16 protein-coding genes, 1 other RNA gene and 4 pseudogenes are annotated in these 18,292 nt (G+C 62.1%); 9 read left to right on the top strand and 12 right to left on the bottom strand.

All coding sequences use genetic code 11. The features are described from left to right. Nucleotides 1-13: 13 nt before the first annotated feature. Nucleotides 14-172, bottom strand: coding sequence for a hypothetical protein (locus J5I97_RS19820; protein WP_238135750.1), 159 nt, complete (start codon nt 170-172; stop codon nt 14-16). On the opposite strand from J5I97_RS19820, the gene J5I97_RS06185 reads away from it, so the two are divergent. Then, nucleotides 134-1,081: a GGDEF domain-containing protein gene (locus J5I97_RS06185; protein ID WP_238135651.1), complete on the top strand. Its 948-nt coding sequence runs from the start codon at nt 134-136 to the stop codon at nt 1,079-1,081. The two genes, J5I97_RS19820 and J5I97_RS06185, sit on opposite strands and share 39 nt — an antisense overlap. Nucleotides 1,082-1,129: 48 nt before the next feature. Further along, nucleotides 1,130-1,666, top strand: a pseudogene (locus tag J5I97_RS06180) (IS5 family transposase); the annotation flags it as partial. On the opposite strand, the gene J5I97_RS06175 reads toward J5I97_RS06180, so the two are convergent. Beyond that, nucleotides 1,667-1,742: non-coding RNA, sX9 sRNA (locus J5I97_RS06175), on the bottom strand. 657 nt (nt 1,743-2,399) lie between these two features. Beyond that, on the bottom strand, nt 2,400-3,149 hold the full coding sequence (gene gpmA / locus J5I97_RS06170) for a 2,3-diphosphoglycerate-dependent phosphoglycerate mutase (protein WP_208590162.1): 750 nt from the start codon (nt 3,147-3,149) through the stop codon (nt 2,400-2,402). Nucleotides 3,150-3,212: 63 nt separating this feature from the next. On the opposite strand from gpmA, the pseudogene J5I97_RS06165 reads away from it, so the two are divergent. Beyond that, nucleotides 3,213-3,779 (top strand): annotated as a pseudogene (locus tag J5I97_RS06165) (pirin family protein); the annotation flags it as partial. Nucleotide 3,780: 1 nt separating this feature from the next. Here the strand turns inward: J5I97_RS06165 and J5I97_RS06160 are convergent. After that, nucleotides 3,781-3,928, bottom strand: a pseudogene (locus tag J5I97_RS06160) (transposase); the annotation flags it as partial. A 253-nt stretch (nt 3,929-4,181) separates the two neighbouring features. Here J5I97_RS06160 and J5I97_RS06155 point away from each other — a divergent pair. The 3 genes from J5I97_RS06155 to J5I97_RS06145 all read left to right on the top strand — a co-directional run bounded on the left by J5I97_RS06155 (nt 4,182) and on the right by J5I97_RS06145 (nt 8,033). Continuing rightward, entirely contained in the window at nt 4,182-4,643 is a 462-nt protein-coding gene (locus J5I97_RS06155; RefSeq protein ID WP_208590154.1) for a hypothetical protein, read from the top strand. A gap of 1,093 nt (nt 4,644-5,736) precedes the next feature. Further along, entirely contained in the window at nt 5,737-7,809 is a 2,073-nt protein-coding gene (locus J5I97_RS06150; protein ID WP_208590152.1) for a carbon starvation CstA family protein, read from the top strand. Then, a complete protein-coding gene (locus tag J5I97_RS06145; protein WP_208590150.1) occupies nt 7,809-8,033 on the top strand; it encodes a YbdD/YjiX family protein in 225 nt (74 codons plus the stop codon). Before J5I97_RS06150 ends, J5I97_RS06145 begins: the two co-directional genes overlap by 1 nt. 240 nt (nt 8,034-8,273) lie before the next feature. Here J5I97_RS06145 and J5I97_RS06140 read toward each other — a convergent pair whose 3' ends face one another. The 3 genes from J5I97_RS06140 to J5I97_RS06130 all read right to left on the bottom strand — a co-directional run bounded on the left by J5I97_RS06140 (nt 8,274) and on the right by J5I97_RS06130 (nt 11,158). Then, a complete protein-coding gene (locus J5I97_RS06140) occupies nt 8,274-8,954 on the bottom strand; it encodes an HAD family hydrolase (RefSeq protein WP_208590143.1) in 681 nt (226 codons plus the stop codon). Nucleotides 8,955-9,020: 66 nt separating this feature from the next. Then, nucleotides 9,021-10,268, bottom strand: coding sequence for a DUF819 domain-containing protein (locus J5I97_RS06135; protein WP_208590141.1), 1,248 nt, complete (start codon nt 10,266-10,268; stop codon nt 9,021-9,023). Between the two features lie 281 nt (nt 10,269-10,549). Then, nucleotides 10,550-11,158 (bottom strand): nucleotidyltransferase family protein, encoded by a 609-nt coding sequence (locus J5I97_RS06130; protein WP_208590134.1) that lies wholly within the window; start codon nt 11,156-11,158, stop codon nt 10,550-10,552. A 146-nt stretch (nt 11,159-11,304) separates the two neighbouring features. On the opposite strand from J5I97_RS06130, the gene J5I97_RS06125 reads away from it, so the two are divergent. Then, nucleotides 11,305-11,553 carry a hypothetical protein gene (locus tag J5I97_RS06125; protein ID WP_208590132.1) on the top strand — a complete coding sequence of 83 codons (249 nt, stop codon included), beginning with the start codon at nt 11,305-11,307 and terminating at the stop codon, nt 11,551-11,553. Between the two features lie 188 nt (nt 11,554-11,741). Here J5I97_RS06125 and J5I97_RS06120 read toward each other — a convergent pair whose 3' ends face one another. The 3 genes and pseudogenes from J5I97_RS06120 to J5I97_RS20345 all read right to left on the bottom strand — a co-directional run. Next, nucleotides 11,742-12,791, bottom strand: a complete 1,050-nt coding sequence (locus J5I97_RS06120; RefSeq protein ID WP_208590130.1) for an XdhC family protein — start codon at nt 12,789-12,791, stop codon at nt 11,742-11,744. Next, the gene (locus tag J5I97_RS06115; protein ID WP_345776699.1) at nt 12,788-13,159 is read right to left on the bottom strand and encodes a hypothetical protein; all 372 of its coding nucleotides are present in this window, start codon (nt 13,157-13,159) and stop codon (nt 12,788-12,790) included. Before J5I97_RS06115 ends, J5I97_RS06120 begins: the two co-directional genes overlap by 4 nt. After that, nucleotides 13,133-13,414, bottom strand: a pseudogene (locus J5I97_RS20345) (alcohol dehydrogenase catalytic domain-containing protein); the annotation flags it as partial. The pseudogene J5I97_RS20345 and the gene J5I97_RS06115, both read right to left, overlap by 27 nt. A 370-nt stretch (nt 13,415-13,784) precedes the next feature. On the opposite strand from J5I97_RS20345, the gene J5I97_RS06110 reads away from it, so the two are divergent. After that, nucleotides 13,785-15,194 carry a sensor domain-containing diguanylate cyclase gene (locus J5I97_RS06110; protein WP_371885836.1) on the top strand — a complete coding sequence of 470 codons (1,410 nt, stop codon included), beginning with the start codon at nt 13,785-13,787 and terminating at the stop codon, nt 15,192-15,194. Between the two features lie 155 nt (nt 15,195-15,349). On the opposite strand, the gene J5I97_RS06105 is transcribed toward J5I97_RS06110, so the two are convergent. Then, nucleotides 15,350-15,868, bottom strand: a complete 519-nt coding sequence (locus tag J5I97_RS06105; protein WP_208590127.1) for a single-stranded DNA-binding protein — start codon at nt 15,866-15,868, stop codon at nt 15,350-15,352. Nucleotides 15,869-16,142: 274 nt separating this feature from the next. Here J5I97_RS06105 and J5I97_RS06100 point away from each other — a divergent pair, with 274 nt between their 5' ends. Then, on the top strand, nt 16,143-17,141 hold the full coding sequence (locus J5I97_RS06100; RefSeq protein ID WP_208590125.1) for a polyprenyl synthetase family protein: 999 nt from the start codon (nt 16,143-16,145) through the stop codon (nt 17,139-17,141). A 188-nt stretch (nt 17,142-17,329) separates the two neighbouring features. On the opposite strand, the gene J5I97_RS06095 is transcribed toward J5I97_RS06100, so the two are convergent. Continuing rightward, entirely contained in the window at nt 17,330-18,130 is an 801-nt protein-coding gene (locus J5I97_RS06095; RefSeq protein ID WP_208590123.1) for a dienelactone hydrolase family protein, read from the bottom strand. Between the last annotated feature and the right edge of the window lie 162 nt (nt 18,131-18,292).

Genomic DNA, 18,292 nt, shown 5'->3' with positions numbered 1-18,292 from the left:
ATTTTCCTACACGTTACGGCGATGCGTACATGCTCAAATTTGACAACGCCCGGCCGATAATAATGCCGACTTCGACAGAACCTTCCCTGTGATCCTCCACCTGCGGCGAGATTTCCGCCTCGGCATCGTCAAGATGCTTGGACCAATCACCGCGCTGCTGCTTTGCATCCATGCGGTCTACCTGGCCATGACCGGTCAAGCGGTTGCGTGCATCATCACTGCCTTGTTGGGCCTGCTCGCGGTGTGGCGCGGCTGGCAGATGCGCAGTGCCGAACATACTGGTGCTGGAGGGGTCTGGCTGGCCTCAATCAATGTCGGCGGTTGTCTGGTGGCGTGTTGGACCGGTGGCGATGGCGCCCTGCCCTGGTTGTTTCCGGTATTGGCCACGAATTATTTTCTGTGCGAACCACCACGTGCGGTGTTGTTGAGCTTGCCGCTGTTGGCGGCATTGTTGTTTTTGCCTGGCTTGATCGTCAGTGCGGGTCAGGGTGCATCGACTGTGGCGGTAACCTTGGTGACGCTGGCGGTAGGCTACGCGTTCTCGCTGCGCATGCAAAACGACCGCGTGCATCTGGAAGAGCTGGCCTCACTGGATGCGCTGACCGGCTTGCCTAACCGCCGCATGCTCGAACGTGCGCTCACCTATCAGATCGATCAGCGTCATCCGCAAGATCGGCTCAACAGCTTGATCATTTTGGATCTGGATCATTTCAAAGAGGTCAACGATCTGTACGGGCATGCCGCAGGCGATGCGGCATTGTCGGATCTGGCGACGATCCTGCGTTTCGAAGTGCGCGAGCCGCATCAGGTCTTCCGCTTTGGCGGCGAAGAATTTGTGGTGCTGCTGCGCGCCGGTTCGCTTGCGGAACTGGAGGCGGCCACCGAACGTTTGCGCAAGGTGATCCGCAATGGCTTGCGCGGTCCGGGGGGTCGCATCACCGTTTCGCTGGGTGCTGCGCGCCATGATGGCGAGACCCATTGGCAAGACTGGTTTTCGCGCGCCGATGCTGCGCTATATCTGGCCAAGAACGGCGGGCGCGACAGCGTGCGGGTTGCTGACCAAGAATTTATCCGCAAATAGGTAACCTATCGATTCGAACCGCATGATACGCGGCGCTGGATCGAAATCATGGCCAAACGTGTAGCGTCATGGGTGATAACCGATGCGTTCTGGCAGCAGGTAGAACCGCTGGTTCCTGCGCGTGCAATGGCCGACAGGGTATACGTACGCAAGCCCGGTGCGGGCCCGCGAAGCCGGCTCGACGGGTGTTGGAGGCCATCGTCTACGTGCTGCGCACCGGCTGCCAGTGCAAGGCGCTGCCCAAGGAACGCTTCGGCAGCGCAAGCGCCATCCGTAAGCGCTTGCTGGAATGGGAAGCTGCGGGCTTCTTTGGGGCGCTGTAGGAAGGCTGGCCTTGCCGAAGTACGACCAGATGCAGGGCATTGCCTGGCGCTGGGAGAGCGTGGACGGCGCGATGATGAAGGCGCCGCTGGCACAGCAAGCTGCGGGGCCTAACCCAACGGATCGGGGAAAAAAGGCAGCAAGCGCCACCTGCTGGTGGACGGCCGTAGCGTCCCGTTGTTGATCGTCGTGACCGGGGCCAACTTCCCTGATTGCAAGCGGCTTGATGAGGTGCTCACCGCCATTGTCCTCAAGCGTAAGAGCGGCTAACAAAACGTAGCGAGCAGTCGTCAGGTGGGTGCGGACGGCGCGCAGGAACCGGAGTGTACGCGTGGTATATGCCGATTCCGAGCATCGGCCGCGCCCGCCTGGCGGCGGGGCAGTCGTTTTGTTAGCCGCTCTTATCGAAAAAGACGCTGCGACTTACGGAGCACATACGCGCCTACCGCATAGACGCTTCACAATCTGTTTGCCGCTCAACCAGCCACCCTGCAACCCGACGCAACAACGCGCCATCAGACTGCGGTTATTTGCGCTCGTAAAACGGTGCCATCAACAGGTATAGCCGGAAACGCCTACAACATGAGCACCAGCGCGGCCTTATGCCCGGACGCTGCATCGGCCGACGCTTCCATCTGTAGCACAGCTCCGCACAGACTGAACGCCAGCATCAGCACACCGAGCACCCAGATGAGCAAGCCAATATCATCGCCGAACTGGAGACACTGCCATTGGCCAGCGCAGCAAACGCAACGCTGCCACCTGCAAGCAGCAATCCCAAGGTCGCTACAGACGTGCGGCAATGCGTGGCACTCATCTGCTGACTTCTACGCTTGTCCGGACATCATGTCCCGCCGACACACCACATTGCGATGCATGCTCGGCTCATGAATACGCAGCGCTTTCATTCAACACACTGCGGGTTTTTCGACCGCATGGTGCGAACACCCGCATGCGCCACACGCAACGCGCGCAGCGCATCAACCGAACGCATCGATCACTTCGCCTTGCCCTGATTGGCCACCGCTTCGGCGGCGCGCTTGGCCGCTTCCGGGTCGCCCAGGTAACGGAAACTTTGCACCTGCAGATTGTCGTCCAGCTCGAACAACAGCGGGATGCCGGTTGGAATGTTGAGCTCCAGGATCTGCTCGTTCGACACGTCGTTGAGATACTTGTACAGCGCGCGCAGCGAGTTGCCATGCGCGGTCACCAGCACGGTCTGCCTGGCCTTCAACTGCGGCGCGATCGCGTCGTGCCAATACGGCAGCACGCGCACCAGCGTGGTCGCCAGCGACTCGGTGCCCGGCAATGCGTTGCGATCCAGCGTGGCGTAGCGACGGTCGTGGCACGGGTGACCGGGGTCGTTGACGTCTATCGCCGGCGGCGGAATGTCGTACGAGCGGCGCCAGCTCTTGACCTGTTCTTCGCCGTGCTTGGCCGCCGTCTCGGCCTTGTCCAGGCCCTGCAGGCCGCCGTAGTGGCGCTCGTTGAGGCGCCAGCTCTTGGACACCGGCAGCCAATCCTGATCGAGTTCCTTCAACGCACCCTGCAGCGTGTGGATGGCGCGCTTGAGCACCGAGGTGTGGGCGACATCGAACTGCAGCCCTTCATCCTTCATCAGCTTGCCGGCCGCAGCGGCCTCCTGGCGGCCTTGTTCGGTAAGTTCCACATCCACCCAGCCGGTGAAACGGTTGTCCAGGTTCCATTTGCTCTGGCCATGGCGCAGCAGTACGAGTTTGCGGGTCATTGCGACGGTCTCGGTTGGGGGAATGCATGGGTCATGCGGCCCTGGATTGTAGCGGCATGCCTAATGATCCGCGCCGACGACCTCAATTGGATGACCGTCGGCTGCGGCATCGCCCACGCCACCCCCAGCCTGCCGCAGCAACGCCGCGATGGCGTGTGGCTGCGCGTGATGGCCGGCTGCGCCTATGGCGAAGAATCGCCGGTGCAAGTGTTTAGCGGCACGCTCAGTGTGGCGCTGGACCTGGAGCCGTATGCCGAGATCGATCCGGACCCCAGCCACGCCGAGCGTGCGCTGTACATCCTGGAAGGCCAAGCACAACTCGATGGCGCCGACGTACCGGCCCGCCACCTGATCGTGCCCTCGCCCGGCACCCGCGGGCGCCTGCGCGCCAAGACGCCGCTCAAGGCGATACTGCTCGGCGGCGAGCCGCTGGATGGCCCGCACCCCCAATGGTGGAACTTCGTGTCCAGTTCCAAAGAGCGTATCGAACAGACCAAGGACGACTGGCAGGCCGGTGGTTTCGGCAGCATTCCCGGCGACGACAAGGAATTCATCCATCCTTGCTTATTGCAAACATGGGAAGGTTTGAACAATCGACCAGCGTCTTACGAATTCAATCAGCGCTTTTGATGTGCGTCTCCAGCAAGCGGCGAACGTTGAGAATCGTGGTCGCGTCGGGAATCGTGTCCAGGCCACCGAGCTGAACAAAACGGAGCAACCTCGGAATCTCGTGCAAGGGCTCTTCCATTGACGGATCGCAGCGCATGCCACTGCTGCAGCGTCGTCCATCCAGGGATTTGTTCAGAGGTTCCTCACAGATCTCATAACGGAAGTACCTTGGCGCACAGCCGATTGCGCCAACCTTTGCGACCCCGCTTGAGCTTGCAGCCGCCACTGTGATAGTGATGAGGCTGTAGATTGGAGGCACGTTGCGTGCGAAGCACAGCTGGAGGCGGGAAGCGCACGGCTGCTGCAACGACACGCTAGACGGGGTTGTCTCTGCGCAGTCATCCATCGCCGGGGAATCCTTGAATGAAGTCCGCATCCTGTCTTGTTGGCCTGAGCTTGCTATTGGCTGCCGTCACCGCTCATGCGCAAACCTCGCCAGTCTGCCCGCCGTTGCCGCCGGCCTCCGGCCTGCAATGGAACACGCTCGCAGGCGCCGATTATCTGGTCTGCAAAGCCGTGACCGCCGATGGTCGGCAAATATTGGGCCTCATGCTCACCACCCGCGACCCGGCCATTGCACTGGCACGCGACCGCCGCGCCGAGAAGGGCCAGATCCAGCAGGAAGATTTCTACTGGTACAAGCTCGACCTGGGCGGCCGTGAAATACCGGGCATAGAATCCCGCCGCGTCACGGTGGTTGAGCTGGGCAAGAAGCGTTACGCACAGCTATGGATCGATGGTGAGAACACCGAAGAACTCGCCTCCATGCAGTCGCTGGTGCAGAACATGGATCTGCAGCCGGCCAGCTTGGCGTTGCAGCGCTGACTCAACCAACGCGCGCCCAGCGTCGTAATGCAGCGACGCGCGTGGATAGTTGTGAGCTTGACTGACTATCTATAGGTGACATTTATGTAATCAGTCTCGATATGGATCGTTGGGCTTTTTGATGTTCTGACTATGGCAGTCAATCCGGCGATGCCGGTACCGTTCAAGCAATCGGAGGTTCTCATTGCAACCACTTTGTACGCCCGATTAGGAACCAGCGTAGGTCCTCCGACGCCCTGACCGGCTTTATTAGGTCGTGGAATGACATAGCAATCTACCGACCTGCCGTAGGAGTACATCAACGCAACGGCCGTCGACGAATTATTGACAATCGCTGACCCGACAAGGTTCTTCGCATGTGCGAACGCGCAGATCAGGCTCAAAGAAAACCCTATAAGCACATAAGAATTACGAGAAATTTTACGCATTTCGCCTCCTGAACTTCAGTGGATAGCCGATGTCGGTGATGCGTGCTGCATTTGCAGCACGCGACTTCATTGGACATACGATATGCAGCGCGCGCAATTCGCTGCTGCGGACCATCTAGAATTCAAGAAAATTAGGCAAATACGCCACACAATCCTCGCGAACTTGACATAAATAGCGGTCTCGATTTGAGCAATATCATCCACTAGAGTCACCATCACGCCGCAAATGCCGTTGGTCTCGAAAATAAGAAAAATTCAACATTGCTACATCTCACCGGTCAACGAACGTCAAAATCGGCCTTCCTGAAGGAGTCAAGCTCGGGCAGTTGCGGCATGCCGATCGCGCGGGTCAGCTGACACCTGACCCATTGGAGGTGGAGATGCCGCGAATCGTACCCAGCACATGCGTCGCTGCGGTGGTGGTTGCGCTCATCGGGCTCTCCCTGTTCAAGGTTATGTGGATTACACAATGGATGTCCCAGGCACGTGGCCCAATGGTGACCTGCGCAACCGATCTTTCCAAAAGCCATCGCCGCACCAGTGCAACCGGGCACACCGCAACAAGACGCTCTACAACCAACGTTTTACCTCGACCCGGAACGGCACCATTGACCGCAGGCAGGCTACGAGGCGACCCTTAGGTGAATCGTTACTGAGGGGCATGCATGAAAGGGTTCTCGAAGCTGGCCTGGAGCGCGCTGGCGCTGCTGGCTGCGTTCTGCCTGGGTACCGTGGCGCTGCGGCGTGGCGAACACATCAACGCGTTGTGGATCGTGGTGGCTGCGGTGTCGATCTATCTGATCGCCTACCGGTTCTACAGCCTGTTCATCGCCGACAACGTGCTGCAGTTGGATCCCACCCGCGCCACGCCCGCCGTCGCCAACAACGACGGCCTGGACTACGTACCCACCAACAAGCACGTGCTGTTTGGCCATCATTTTGCCGCGATCGCTGGCGCCGGGCCCTTGGTCGGCCCGGTGCTCGCCGCGCAAATGGGCTACCTGCCAGGCTTGCTGTGGCTGGTGGTGGGCGTGGTGTTTGCCGGTGCGGTGCAGGACTTCGTGGTGCTATTTCTCTCAAGCCGTCGCAACGGCCGCTCGCTGGGCGATCTGGTGCGCGAGGAAATGGGTCAGGTGCCCGGCACAATCGCCTTGTTCGGTGCATTCCTGATCATGATCATCATCCTGGCGGTGCTGGCGATGGTGGTGGTCAAGGCGCTGGCCGAAAGCCCGTGGGGCATGTTCACGGTGATCGCGACGATGCCGATCGCGCTGATGATGGGGGTGTACATGCGCTATATCCGTGTCGGCAAGATCGGCGAGATCTCGGTGGTCGGCCTGGTGCTGTTGCTAGGCGCGATCTGGTTGGGCGGCAAGGTCGCCGCCGATCCAAGCTGGGGTCCGGCCTTCACCTTCACCGCCAGGCAGATCACCTGGATGTTGATCGGCTATGGCTTCGTCGCCGCAGTGTTGCCGGTGTGGCTGCTGCTGGCGCCGCGCGACTACCTGTCAACCTTTCTCAAGATCGGCACGATCATGGCACTTGCGATCGGCATTCTGGTCGTGATGCCGGATCTGCAAATGCCGGCGCTGACGCGGTTCGCTTCCACCGGCGACGGCCCGGTGTGGAAAGGCGGCATTTTCCCGTTTCTGTTCATCACCATCGCCTGCGGGGCGGTGTCCGGTTTCCACGCGTTGATCGCCTCCGGTACCACGCCAAAGTTGCTCGCCAACGAGGGCCACATGCGTTACATCGGCTACGGCGGCATGTTGATGGAATCGTTCGTGGCGATCATGGCCCTGGTGGCGGCCTCGATCATCGAGCCTGGCATCTATTTCGCGATGAACAGCCCGGCCTCACTGGTCGGCACCGACACGGTGGCGGTCGCGGCCAAGCTGTCCGAATGGGGCTTTGCGATCACGCCCGAGGTCCTGGAAGCCACCGCGCGCGACATCGGCGAGCACAGCATCCTGGCACGTGCCGGCGGCGCCCCCACGCTGGCAGTCGGCATTGCGCAGATCCTGCACCAGCTGCTGCCCGGCGAAGACACCATGGCGTTCTGGTACCACTTCGCCATCCTGTTCGAAGCCCTGTTCATTCTGACTGCAGTGGACGCCGGCACGCGTGCGGGCCGCTTCATGCTGCAGGACCTGCTGGGCAACTTCATCCCGGCGCTGAAGAAGACCGACTCGTGGACTGCCAACATAATCGCCACCGCCGGTTGCGTGGCGCTGTGGGGCTATCTGCTCTACACCGGCGTGATCGATCCATTCGGCGGCATCCAGACGCTGTGGCCGTTGTTCGGCATCTCCAACCAGATGCTGGCAGGTATTGCATTGATGCTGGGCACGGTGGTGCTGTTCAAGATGAAGCGCGATCGCTACGCCTGGGTCACCATCATGCCGGCGCTGTGGCTGCTGTTGTGCACGACCTACGCCGGGCTGATCAAGATCTTCGACAGCAACCCGGCCCAGGGCTTCCTGGCGCAGGCGCACAAGTTTCAGGCCGCTATCGCCAGCAACACCGTCACCGCACCGGCCAAGACGGTGGCGCAGATGCAGCAGATCGTCACCAATGCCTACGTCAACGCCGGTCTGACCGTGCTGTTTCTGTTCGTGGTGTGCTCGATCCTGATTTACGCGGTCAAGACGATCATCGTTGCGCGCCGCAACCCGCAACGTAGCGATCGCCAAACTCCGTACGTGGCGTTGCAGCCACACCAGATGGCGGACATGTAATGGGCACCCAACTCGTTGTGGCCAGCCAATATCAGGTGCATCGCCGCATCTGGCGGCGCCTGATACAGACCGCACGCCTGTGTTGCGGCATTCCCGACTACGACAACTACGTACGCCACATGCTGGAAAAACATCCCGACAAATCGGTGATGGACTACCCCGCCTTTTTCCGCGAACGCCAGGACGCGCGCTATGGCGGCAAGAGCGGATTTCGCTGCTGTTGAGATGAGATTGACGGGTTGAAACGCAACAGGGCGCGATGCGAATCGCGCCCTGTTGCGTCGATGCGTTCCGAAAAATCGATAGCTTCCGAAAGCTGGCCTGAAAGACATTGTTGAAACTGCACTGACGCGGCGGGATGTTGAGCCCGCGCCTCGAATCAGCTGCGACGAAATAACACCCTGGAGCTTGTTATGTCTTGAGCACGCGCCCCACGCTGCATCGCCGCGCCGCTCAATGCGCGTTCAGCCAGCTTGCTTCCGTACGAGGCATTCGAACAATTCCGGCAAGTCGCGCATGGCGTCGAACACCTCAAGCACGCCGATACGACGCAACCTCTCATCGTGCCCATGTGGAATATGGCTGGCACCGGTAAAACCCAGCACTTGCATTCCTGCGGCCAATGCCGCGCTCGCACCGGTGAGGCTGTCCTCGATCACCAGACAACGCTCCGGCGCCACACCGGCTGTACGTGCGGCTAGCAGATAGACATCCGGTGCAGGCTTTGGCCGCTCCACCATATCGGCACCGAAGATACGTCCAGCAGCCCGGGCGCTGAGCCCAACCCGCTCCACCGATGCAATCACATTATGGCAGCGGCTATTGGAGGCCACTGCCAACGGCAACGGAATCTGTTCCAGTGCCTGGCGCACGCCTGGAATCGGCTGTACCTCGGCCTCGATAAGCGCTTCGCTACGCGCCTGGATCTGCGCCAGCAAGGTGTCCGGCAACTGCAGCGCGAAGCGCTCTTGGACCAGCCGCAACATGTCACGCGTGGTTTGCCCGAAGGTCGTTCCCAGCAGATGCTCCAACGCCTGGACCGGAACGAATCCCGCCAGCGCCTCACACATCACCCGGTCGGCCAATATCTCGCTGTCGACAAGAACGCCATCGCAGTCACTGATCAGTAGCTCGAATCGCTGCATCTGTAAGCGGCCTCCGCAAAGAGGCGCAATTATGACTGCTGAAACGCAACATCTTTGTGAGGCGCGCTATGCACCCGCCATCGCGCGCAAGGTAATGCCGACCAGATACGCCAGACAGGTGCCGGTGGCGTAGCCCATCGTGCCCAGCAACACCCCGACCGGTGCCAATGCCGGATGGAAAGCGGCAGCGACCACCGGCGCGGAGGCCGGGCCACCGATGTTGGATTGCGAGCCGATCGCGAAATAGAAAAATGGCACCCGCAACAAGCGGCCCAGACCCCACAGCAGCGCGATGTGGGCAGCGATCCAGATCAGGCCGAGCAGGAACAGCCACGGCCGGTCCAGCAGCGCCAACAGATCCATCTGCATGCCGATGCAGGCGATCAGGAAATACAGCAGCAGCGTGCCGATCCTGGAGGCGCCCGCGCCTTCGAGCGTGCGTGCGCGGGTCAAGCTCAGCAGCAGGCCCAGACTGGTCGCCAACACCACTACCCACACAAACGGCGTATCCAGACTGAACTGACTGGCCCAACTCGAATGCGTCTTGCACCATGCAGCGAGCGGGTTGGCGAGCGCATGCGCCAAGCCGACCCCGCCAAATGCCACCGCTACGATCACCATCAAATCGGCCAGGCTGGGAATGCGCGCATGTTCGGCTTGGAAGAGCGCCATGCGCTCCTGCAAGGCATCCAGCGCACGCCTATCCGCGCCGCTGCGCGCATCGATCTTGCGGGCGTACACGGCCATGAAAATCAGCGCAGCCATCCATACGTAACCTACGCCGACATCGACTACGGCGAACTGGCCGAAGGTGGTGGCATCCACATCGAAGACCTCACGCATCGCCAGCATGTTGGCACCGCCGCCGATCCAACTGCCGGCCAACGTCGCCATTCCGGCCCAGGTGTCGCCGGCCACTGTGGCCGGATGCAGCCAGTGCATCACCCAGAACGCGACCACCGCGCCCAGCATGATGCTCAGCGATGCGCCCAGATACATCGCGACCAACGTTGGCCCCAGCCCCAGAATCGCGCGCAGGTCGATACTCAATGTGAGCAGGATCAGCGCTGCCGGTAGCAAAACGTCGCGCGCGATCGGGTTGTACAGGCGGGTGTTGGTGCCGTCGATCAGACCGACCGTGTTGTAGATGCCTGGCAGCAGATAACACAGCAACAAGGCCGGTACCACGGCATAAAAGCGCCGCCACACGCCCTGCTCGCGCGAGGAGGTCCAGAACACCGCCCCCAGGGTGGCGGCGATCAGGCCGAAGACGATGATATCGTTTTGAATCAGCGCAAAACCGGCGGCATTCACGACGGGCGAACATCCAGAAAAGTAGCCGCCAGCGTGCGGATCGGGCCAATAGCGGCCGATGGTAATGAATCTAGCCGACCTGGACGTCTGCGCAAACCCCGCCATCGATTCGGAGCCTGCCTGGCATGCGGTCGCCGTGCAGTGCGGCCTGCGCGCAATGCGTCTCGCACGTGTGGATATGCCGATGACGACACGTCATTTGCCAGCCGTGCAGTCCGCTTCCCTGGCCGCTTGAAGGCTGAGGCTGACGGAGATCGCCGACCCGCGCCCGTTACGGCGTCTCAGTCCAGATCCACCCAGCCGCGCCGCTGCGCCGCCGCCAGATCGGCAGGCGTGTCGATATCCAAGGCCAGCGCCGGTGCGCTTACGCAGCCCAGTGTCTGCACATCCAGGCTGGCAAACAGGCCGCGCAAGCCGCTATCGGCCTGCAGCGGGACGTCTGCCCAGACGGCGTGGGTGACCACTGCAGGAATGCCGCGGACCCCGGCATAACCACTGATGGCACAGCCCGAAGCGGCGTGCCCGGCCTCTTGGAGCAGCGCGCGCAGGTGCGGTGCGTCCAGTGCAGGTTGATCGCAGCCCAGGATCAAGCTGCGGCGCAACGGCGTGTCGTCCTGCACATGTTGGCGCAACACCGCCAAGCTGGAACCCATGCCTACACACCAGTCGGCATGCCGAAGTATTTCCACATCCAGGCCGTGCAAGACCTCGGCCAATGCGTCGGCTTCGGCACCCAACGCCACCACACAACGGCGCGGCGACGTTTGTAGCGCAATGCGTGCGGCGCGGCGTAGCAGGGGCTCGCCATCGCGCATCAACAGTTGCTTCCAACGGCCCAGCCGGCGCCCCGCGCCGGCGGCCAAGACCAGCGCGGCGTGATCGCTGCTCACGCGCTGCAGCCGGCAGAGATGGATGAAAGATGGCGCATAGCCAGTTGCGGTATTGATAAAGCGTCAAGTGCTGCCAGGTGTGCATTGCGCGGGCGATCTGATGTTGCGAAAAGCCGACGAGGCATCTTGTCGCGAGGTGCGTTGTGGTGGCGATCGAAAAAAATGGTCATGGCGACGTCGTGCATAATGAAGACGAGCTCAGCGTAAAGAGCCGACTGTGCGTGCGAGGTGACTGCGTGTTGCGCGTGGCCGCGCTGTCCGTGCGCAAGTCCGCTTTCGGCCATATTTCCTTGTTTCCCAAGTGCTGCGTCAGTTCGACGCACGGCGTTGGTTCAATACCCGCAGCAAGCAGCGTGACGCCGCGCGTCGAAGACGTCTTGGCAGCTCAGCAGTGAATCTGTATCTCGCTGCCTCCTGTGCGCCCCACAGACATATCCGCCTGGCTGGAATTGGAGTTGCTGATAATCGAAAAGCTCGCAGCGTAACGACTGCTTCAAATGATTGATTCAAACGAATGCTTCAACGGTCGCAGCTGCTGCTTTGCGCTGGAGAACAGACAGGCGACGTCTGGGCGGTGCTGCGGTCACGACGATCTGCCAGGTGGCATAGCACGCCAAGTGCTGAGGTCGTAGCCACCCACCGCAACAGACTGCGTGTCCGCCACCGCCTGTGTCGCCTCGGCAATGATGCCAAGTGCGATGGTGTGCGGCGACGAGCGCCCCATGCGCCAGCCGGCGGGAAGTCGCAAGCGCGCAAGCGCGGTATCGTCGTGTCCGAGTGCACGCAGCGTTTGTAGACGACCTTCGCGCTTGTGTCGGCTGCCCAGGATGCCGACGCAGGCAACGTTGGACGCAAGCCCGCGACATGCGACCTGCAGATCGATATCGCCATCGTGCGCCAGGCTATAAAGCGCGGTGTCTGCATCCAGATGCAGATCCTTCAGTGCCTGGCTCAAACCGCGACGGTCGTAATGCTCCGGAGCCAGTCGCGGCGGTGGTTCACTGGGCCCATGCGGTCGCAGCACGCGCACCTCGATACCCATCTGGCTGGCCAATGAGACCAACACCAGCAGCGCAGGATCGGCGCCGACCAGCACCAGTCGCAACGGTGGACGATGCGTGCGCAAGAATTCACCGGGACGTGCATCCTGCGCAGTGACCGGATAACGCACCGCGCCGGAATCGCGATTCAGCGCCACATGAAACGCCCGATGGTGTTGGCGCGCGTTGCGCCAACGTTCCAGATGCTCGCCCAGATCCGGCACCGGCCACACCAGCACGCCGATGCGGCCGCCGCAGCTGAGCTGGATGTCCAGCACTTCGCTGCCCTGGCCGTAATCCAGCCAGCGCGACCGACCATCGCGCAGTGCTGCCATGGCTTGATGCGCCACCGCTGCCTCCACGCACCCCCCGGACACGTAACCGGCGACCCGGCCGTCTGCGCTGATCGCCATCTCGCTGCCCAGGGGGCGCGGTGACGAGCCCCGAATGTCGATCAACGTGGCAATCGCTACACGCTGCCCAGCCCGATACCAGGCTGTCAGCGTCGGCAGCAGATCATCGTGCAGTGCGTAGCTCGGCCATGCCGGCCACGCCGGCGCGGCATGCGTGACCGTGGCTACGGCTTCACTCACGCGCGCTGTAGCTCGGGCAGGTGGGCACGCAGCTTGTCGAGCGTGACCGGGTAATCGCCTACGCGCACGCCGGTGGCGTTGAAGCCCGCATTAGCGATCGCCGCAGCCACACCGCAGATGCCGAGCTCGCCTACGCCCTTGGCCTTCATCGGCGACGACAGTGGGTCGCTTTCTTCCAGGAATACCACTTTCTGATGCGGGATATCCGCATGCACAGGCACTTCGTAACCTGCCAGGTCGTGATTGACGCTGGCATCGCCCAACCGCACGTGCACCCAGTTCGACGGAACGCCCATTATCTCCGCAGCGGTCTGCGCAATGATGGTGTAGGAGCCGGTACCGATATCGGTGATGTCGGTTTGCTCCACCACACGCCCGCCCTGCTCCAGGCGCTCACTGACCTGCGGCCCGACCGCCTCGACTAAACCGGCACCGTCTGACATCGGAATATGTCCGTCCGCAGCCGGCATCTGACCCAGCACGATCCCTAAGTCATGAAAATCATGAGAGCTCGCATGCAAGCGCACGCGGATCTGACCACATGCAGGCTGTTCTGGATCAGGTAAGTCAACAGGTCGCAGCGACGCGATTCCTGCGGAATGACGCAAACGCATGGTGCGCATGGATACCTCCCGACTTCAAATCAGTCTTCGGGATAACACGCGCAACGTGATGAGGTCGCAGTCGAGCCGGCTTGCATCGCGCGCAGCGATGGATGACCTTTGGTGCTTTACGAATCGGACCCAAGCAGAACGGACAACGCCTGCAGTCATGCGTGAAAGCGGACTGTTGCTCACTGCATGAGGCGCGAATCACAGATCAGCACTGTGTCTTTACAAATGCACGCAGCCGCGCGCGAGTGGACGCTTACGCTGGCACAGCGGTTGCATCGCCTTGGTGTCCGGACAGGTAGCCACAGTGACATCAATAACCAAGCGATGGCAACAACGTGCACAACGCATCGCATTGCATTTCGTGTTGACCATCTCGTGGATGCTATTGCTCGGTTCGGAATATTGGTCCATCCACGAAGAACGCGCGACCGCGCTGCGCACTGCCGAAGCGCAGTCGCTGAACCTCGCCAATTCGCTGGCGCAACATGCCAGCGACACCATGGCGATCGCCGAGGCGGTGCTGTCCGGGCTGGTGTCGCGCGTCGAACACGATCAGGCTTCGATAATTGCGCGATCGGCGATGCACGATTTTCTGGTACGCGAAGCACAGCGCTCGGATCGGCTGCATGGCATCTTCATCTGTGCAGCGGATGGCAGCTGGGTGAGCTCATCGCTGGACAGCACCCCCAGAACCCATAACAACGCCGACCGCGCTTACTTCAAGTATCATCGCGACCATCCCGATGCCATGTCGCTGGTCGGCCCACCGGTGCAAAGCCGCTCCGACGGCAGTTGGGTACTGACGCTGAGCCGCCGACTCAACACACCCAGCGGGGACTTTGCCGGTGTGGTGCTGGTCACCCTGCCACTGAAGTATTTCCAGAACTACTACAACACCTTCGAGATTGGCCCGAACGGCACGATTGGCATGACTAACGACGATGGCATCGTGCTAGTGCGCCGGCCCGACAAGCCGGGCGTGATCGGTACTTCGATCGCAGGCACATTGATCTACGTCACCATTCACGCGCGCAAACATGGCACCGCAACGTATCGGTCGCCGATCGACGGTGTGGAGCGCATCTCCAGTTTCGCACCGGCGCGGCCATATCCGTTGACCGTGCTGACCGGCGTTTCGGTGGACGATGCACTGGCCAACTGGCGGCAATCCGCAGGCCAGCGGATTGTGATCGCCACACTCGGCTTTGCGCTGCTGCTGTGGGTTGGCATTTGGCTGGACCTGCAATTGCGCCGCATGCATCGCAACGAAGCCAGGCTGAGCACCGAAGCCTGGGTGGATGCGTTGACCGGCATCGCCAACCGGCGCGCATTCGACCATCGCCTATCGCGCGCATTGCAGGAAGCCATGCGCCTGCAGGCGCCGTTGTCGGTGCTGATGATCGATGTCGACCACTTCAAGCTCTACAACGACACCTATGGTCATGTGAATGGCGATGCCTGCCTGCGGTTGGTCGCCCGCGCGATTGCCGGATGCTCGCGACGCAGCCAGGACATCGCCGCACGTTATGGCGGCGAAGAGTTCGGCATGATCCTGCCGCAGACCGACGCTGCCGGCGCATTACGATTGGCCGATGCGGTCCGCAGCGCTGTCGCCGAACTCGGCCTGATGCACCTGTCCAGCCCAACCTGCACGCACGTCACCGTCAGCGTCGGCGCAGCCACCTTCGAACCGGGCGACGCCCCACTCACACCCGACGCCTTCGTGCACGACGCCGATTCGGCGCTGTATCGCGCCAAGCAGAACGGCCGGGATCGTACGTCGGTGTAGCGCTGACAAAGTTGTCGGCGCCGTTGTGCTGCAAGGTTGACCTCCGCGCGCTGGAATCTTCGGAACGCCCTGCTTGCGTCAAAGCGACCGTGGCGACAACGCAGAAGGCCCGCGCAATGCGGGCCTCCATGGATGAGGCAGCGACTGAACCTAGCTCAGAAGGGGATGTCATCGTCGGCAAAATCGTCCATCGGCGGTGCCGATTGCTGCTGGGCCGGCTGCTGACGACGCGGAGCGTAATCCTGACCGCCGCCACCCTGACCGCCGCCACCGCCGCCCTGCTGCTGGCGCGGGGCCTGCGAGCGCTGCGGGCGATCGCCGCCCATGCCGCCGCCTTCACCACGGCCGCCGAGCATCTGCATCTCGTTGGCGACGATGTCGGTGCTGTACTTTTCCACACCATCCTGGCCGGTGTACTTGTCGTAGCGCAGCTCGCCTTCGACATACACCTGCGAACCCTTGCGCAGGTACTCACCGGCGATCTCGCCCAGCTTTCCGAAGAACACCACGCGGTGCCACTCGGTGCGCTCTTGGTTGTTGCCCTCGCGGTCTTTGCGCATGCTGCTGGTGGCGAGACTGACGCGGGTGATCGCCATGCCGGCCTGGGTGTACTTGGTGTCGGGATCGTTGCCGAGGTTGCCGACGAGGATGACTTTGTTGATGCCGCGGGCCATAGATGCTTCCGAGATGGTGCGCCAGCGCCAATGGGGCGCGGCGGTGAATGTCTTGGGGCCGATATTACCGTACCTGCCCGCCCCCGGTACCGGCGGGTCGCCGCGCCAATGGGCCGGGGAATGCCGCGCTGGCAGCTCGGAAATCTGCGCGCTCCCACTGACCCCTGCATCAATCGCCGCAGGGGTTTGGGACGATGTGAAGGTCTGAAACAGCCTCGACGGGACGGATTTGGCCCAGGCACTTATAATCGACGCACATCACGAACTCCTGCGCATGACCATCGCCGAAGACATCCCCACCGTCCCGGGCCTGCCCCAGATCCAGTCGCTCGCCGCGCCCGACATGGCCGCGGTCGACGCGCTGATCCGCCGCCGCCTGGCCTCGGACGTCGTGCTGATCAGCCAGATTGCCGATCACATCATCTCCGCCGGTGGCAAACGCCTGCGTCCGATGCTGGTCATGCTGGCCGGTCGCGCCGCTGGCGGCTCCGGCCCGGAGCACCATCAGCTGGCGGCGATCATCGAGTTCATCCACACCTCCACGCTACTGCACGACGACGTGGTGGACGAGTCGGACCTGCGCCGCGGGCGCAGCACCGCCAATGCGCTATGGGGCAATGCGCCCAGCGTGCTGGTCGGCGACTTTCTTTACTCGCGCAGCTTCCAGTTGATGGTCGAGCTCGATCGCATGGAAGTCATGCAGCTCCTGGCAGACACCACCAACCGCATCGCCGAGGGCGAGGTGCTGCAGCTGTTGCACGTGCACAACCCCGACACCGATGAAGCCGCCTATCTGCGCGTGATCGAGCGCAAGACTGCGGTGCTGTTCGCTGCCGGCACACGCCTGGGCGCGCTGGCCTCGGGCGCGGATGCCGATATGCAGCAGCGTCTGTACGATTACGGAATGCAGTTGGGCTTCGCCTTCCAGATTGCCGACGACGTGCTCGACTACGCCGCCAAGGCATCCGACCTGGGCAAGAACCTGGGCGACGATCTGGCCGAAGGCAAGGCCACGCTGCCGCTGATCCACGCCATGGCACACTCGGATGCGACCACGCGCCAGCGCCTTCGGCAGATCGTCGAACAAGGCGATGCAGGCGCAATGCCCGAGGTGTTGGCGGCGATCCACGCTACTGGCGGATTGGATTACAGCCGTCAACGTGCTGCCGAATATGCCGCCGCCGCCGAACAGGCGTTGGACACATTGCCGGCCAGCCCCGCGGTTGCCGCGCTGCGCGGTTTGGCGCGTTATGCAGTGGAACGGACGCATTGATTCAAACGGCAGATGTTGCCTGCCTTGGTTGCGACCTTAGAGCCAATAACGAACTATTGCGCGTCCGCCAGGCAGGCGCAGCCTGTGCGGTATCGGCATGCACCGCTGGTACACCGCCTTTGTCCACTTCGGTCGCACCGACCCGGCGACCGCTTGCAACATTTTATTCGCCGCTCTTAGCGGCCACATCAATCGCCGAAACGTTCGTCGAAGAAATCGCCCAGCATGCGGTACGCACGTTTCGCCGCGCGTGGGTTGTACAGGCAGCCCGGCGGGCTGTTGGCATCGGCCTCGGCGAAGCAATGCACCGCGCCGCTGAAGTTGACGAACTGCCAATCTGCACCAGCTGCATCCATCTCGGTTTCGAATGCGGCGATGTCCGCCTTGGTCACACTCTTGTCGTCGGCACCGTTGAGCACCAGCAGCGGCGTCTTGGCCGAGCCGGCGGCCGCCGGACTGGTTGTCGCGATGCCACCGTGCAAACTGACCACACCGGCCAGCTGCGCGCCCGCGCGTACCAGTTCCAGCACCGTGGTGCCGCCGAAGCAGAAGCCCACCGCACCGATGCGTGTTGCGTCCAACGGCGCCTTGCCGGACTGCACCTTGAGCACATCCACCGCCTTGAGCGCACGCGCCTGCAACGTGGCACGGTCGTCACGCAGCTTCTTGGCCTGCACCCCGGCCTCGGCATCGTCCTTAGGCCGGACGCCCTTGCCATACACGTCGGCCAACAGCACCACATAGTCGTCGCCAGCAAGTTGCTTGGCCTTGGTCACCGCCGAGTCGTTGACGCCGCGCCAGTTGGGCACCATCACCAGGCCCGGACGCTTGCCATCGCCGGCATCGTCGTACACCAGCACGCCGCTGAAGGTGTCTTTGCCGATTTTCCATTCCAGCGGTTTGGTCTGCATCGCCGCCGCCGCAGGAAATGCCAACGACGCCAAAAGACCAACCAATCCAGCGCCACGCCATGTGAATTGCTTGTGCATGTGCTTGCTCCCGGGAAGGTACAGCAAGTGTAGGGGCTGCTGCCGTGCAAGGCGGGTCGTCATGGGTGACAGCGGACAGAGCGCGATGGCGTTTTGTGCGTCAGGGCACAACCGTCGGAACTCCAATCGAATGCACACGCCAAGTGGCAGTGGATCGGTGCA

The sequence above is a fragment of the Xanthomonas fragariae genome, assembly GCF_017603965.1.
In the GTDB taxonomy this organism is placed as follows: Bacteria; Pseudomonadota; Gammaproteobacteria; order Xanthomonadales; family Xanthomonadaceae; genus Xanthomonas; species Xanthomonas fragariae_A.
The sequence above is the reverse complement of the archived record's forward strand: the minus strand, read 5'-3'. Positions and strand labels throughout refer to the sequence as shown.

Coding starts and splice junctions, on each gene's coding strand:
- gpmA (WP_208590162.1), bottom strand. CDS start 3,149: ATGACCCGCAAACTCGTACTGCTGCGCCATGGCCAGAGCAAATGGAAC.
- J5I97_RS06185 (WP_238135651.1), top strand. CDS start 134: ATGCTTGGACCAATCACCGCGCTGCTGCTTTGCATCCATGCGGTCTAC.
- J5I97_RS06100 (WP_208590125.1), top strand. CDS start 16,143: ATGACCATCGCCGAAGACATCCCCACCGTCCCGGGCCTGCCCCAGATC.
- J5I97_RS06105 (WP_208590127.1), bottom strand. CDS start 15,868: ATGGCCCGCGGCATCAACAAAGTCATCCTCGTCGGCAACCTCGGCAAC.
- J5I97_RS06110 (WP_371885836.1), top strand. CDS start 13,785: ATGCTATTGCTCGGTTCGGAATATTGGTCCATCCACGAAGAACGCGCG.
- J5I97_RS06155 (WP_208590154.1), top strand. CDS start 4,182: ATGAAGTCCGCATCCTGTCTTGTTGGCCTGAGCTTGCTATTGGCTGCC.
- J5I97_RS06150 (WP_208590152.1), top strand. CDS start 5,737: ATGAAAGGGTTCTCGAAGCTGGCCTGGAGCGCGCTGGCGCTGCTGGCT.
- J5I97_RS19820 (WP_238135750.1), bottom strand. CDS start 172: ATGGATGCAAAGCAGCAGCGCGGTGATTGGTCCAAGCATCTTGACGAT.
- J5I97_RS06095 (WP_208590123.1), bottom strand. CDS start 18,130: ATGCACAAGCAATTCACATGGCGTGGCGCTGGATTGGTTGGTCTTTTG.
- J5I97_RS06145 (WP_208590150.1), top strand. CDS start 7,809: ATGGGCACCCAACTCGTTGTGGCCAGCCAATATCAGGTGCATCGCCGC.
- J5I97_RS06140 (WP_208590143.1), bottom strand. CDS start 8,954: ATGCAGCGATTCGAGCTACTGATCAGTGACTGCGATGGCGTTCTTGTC.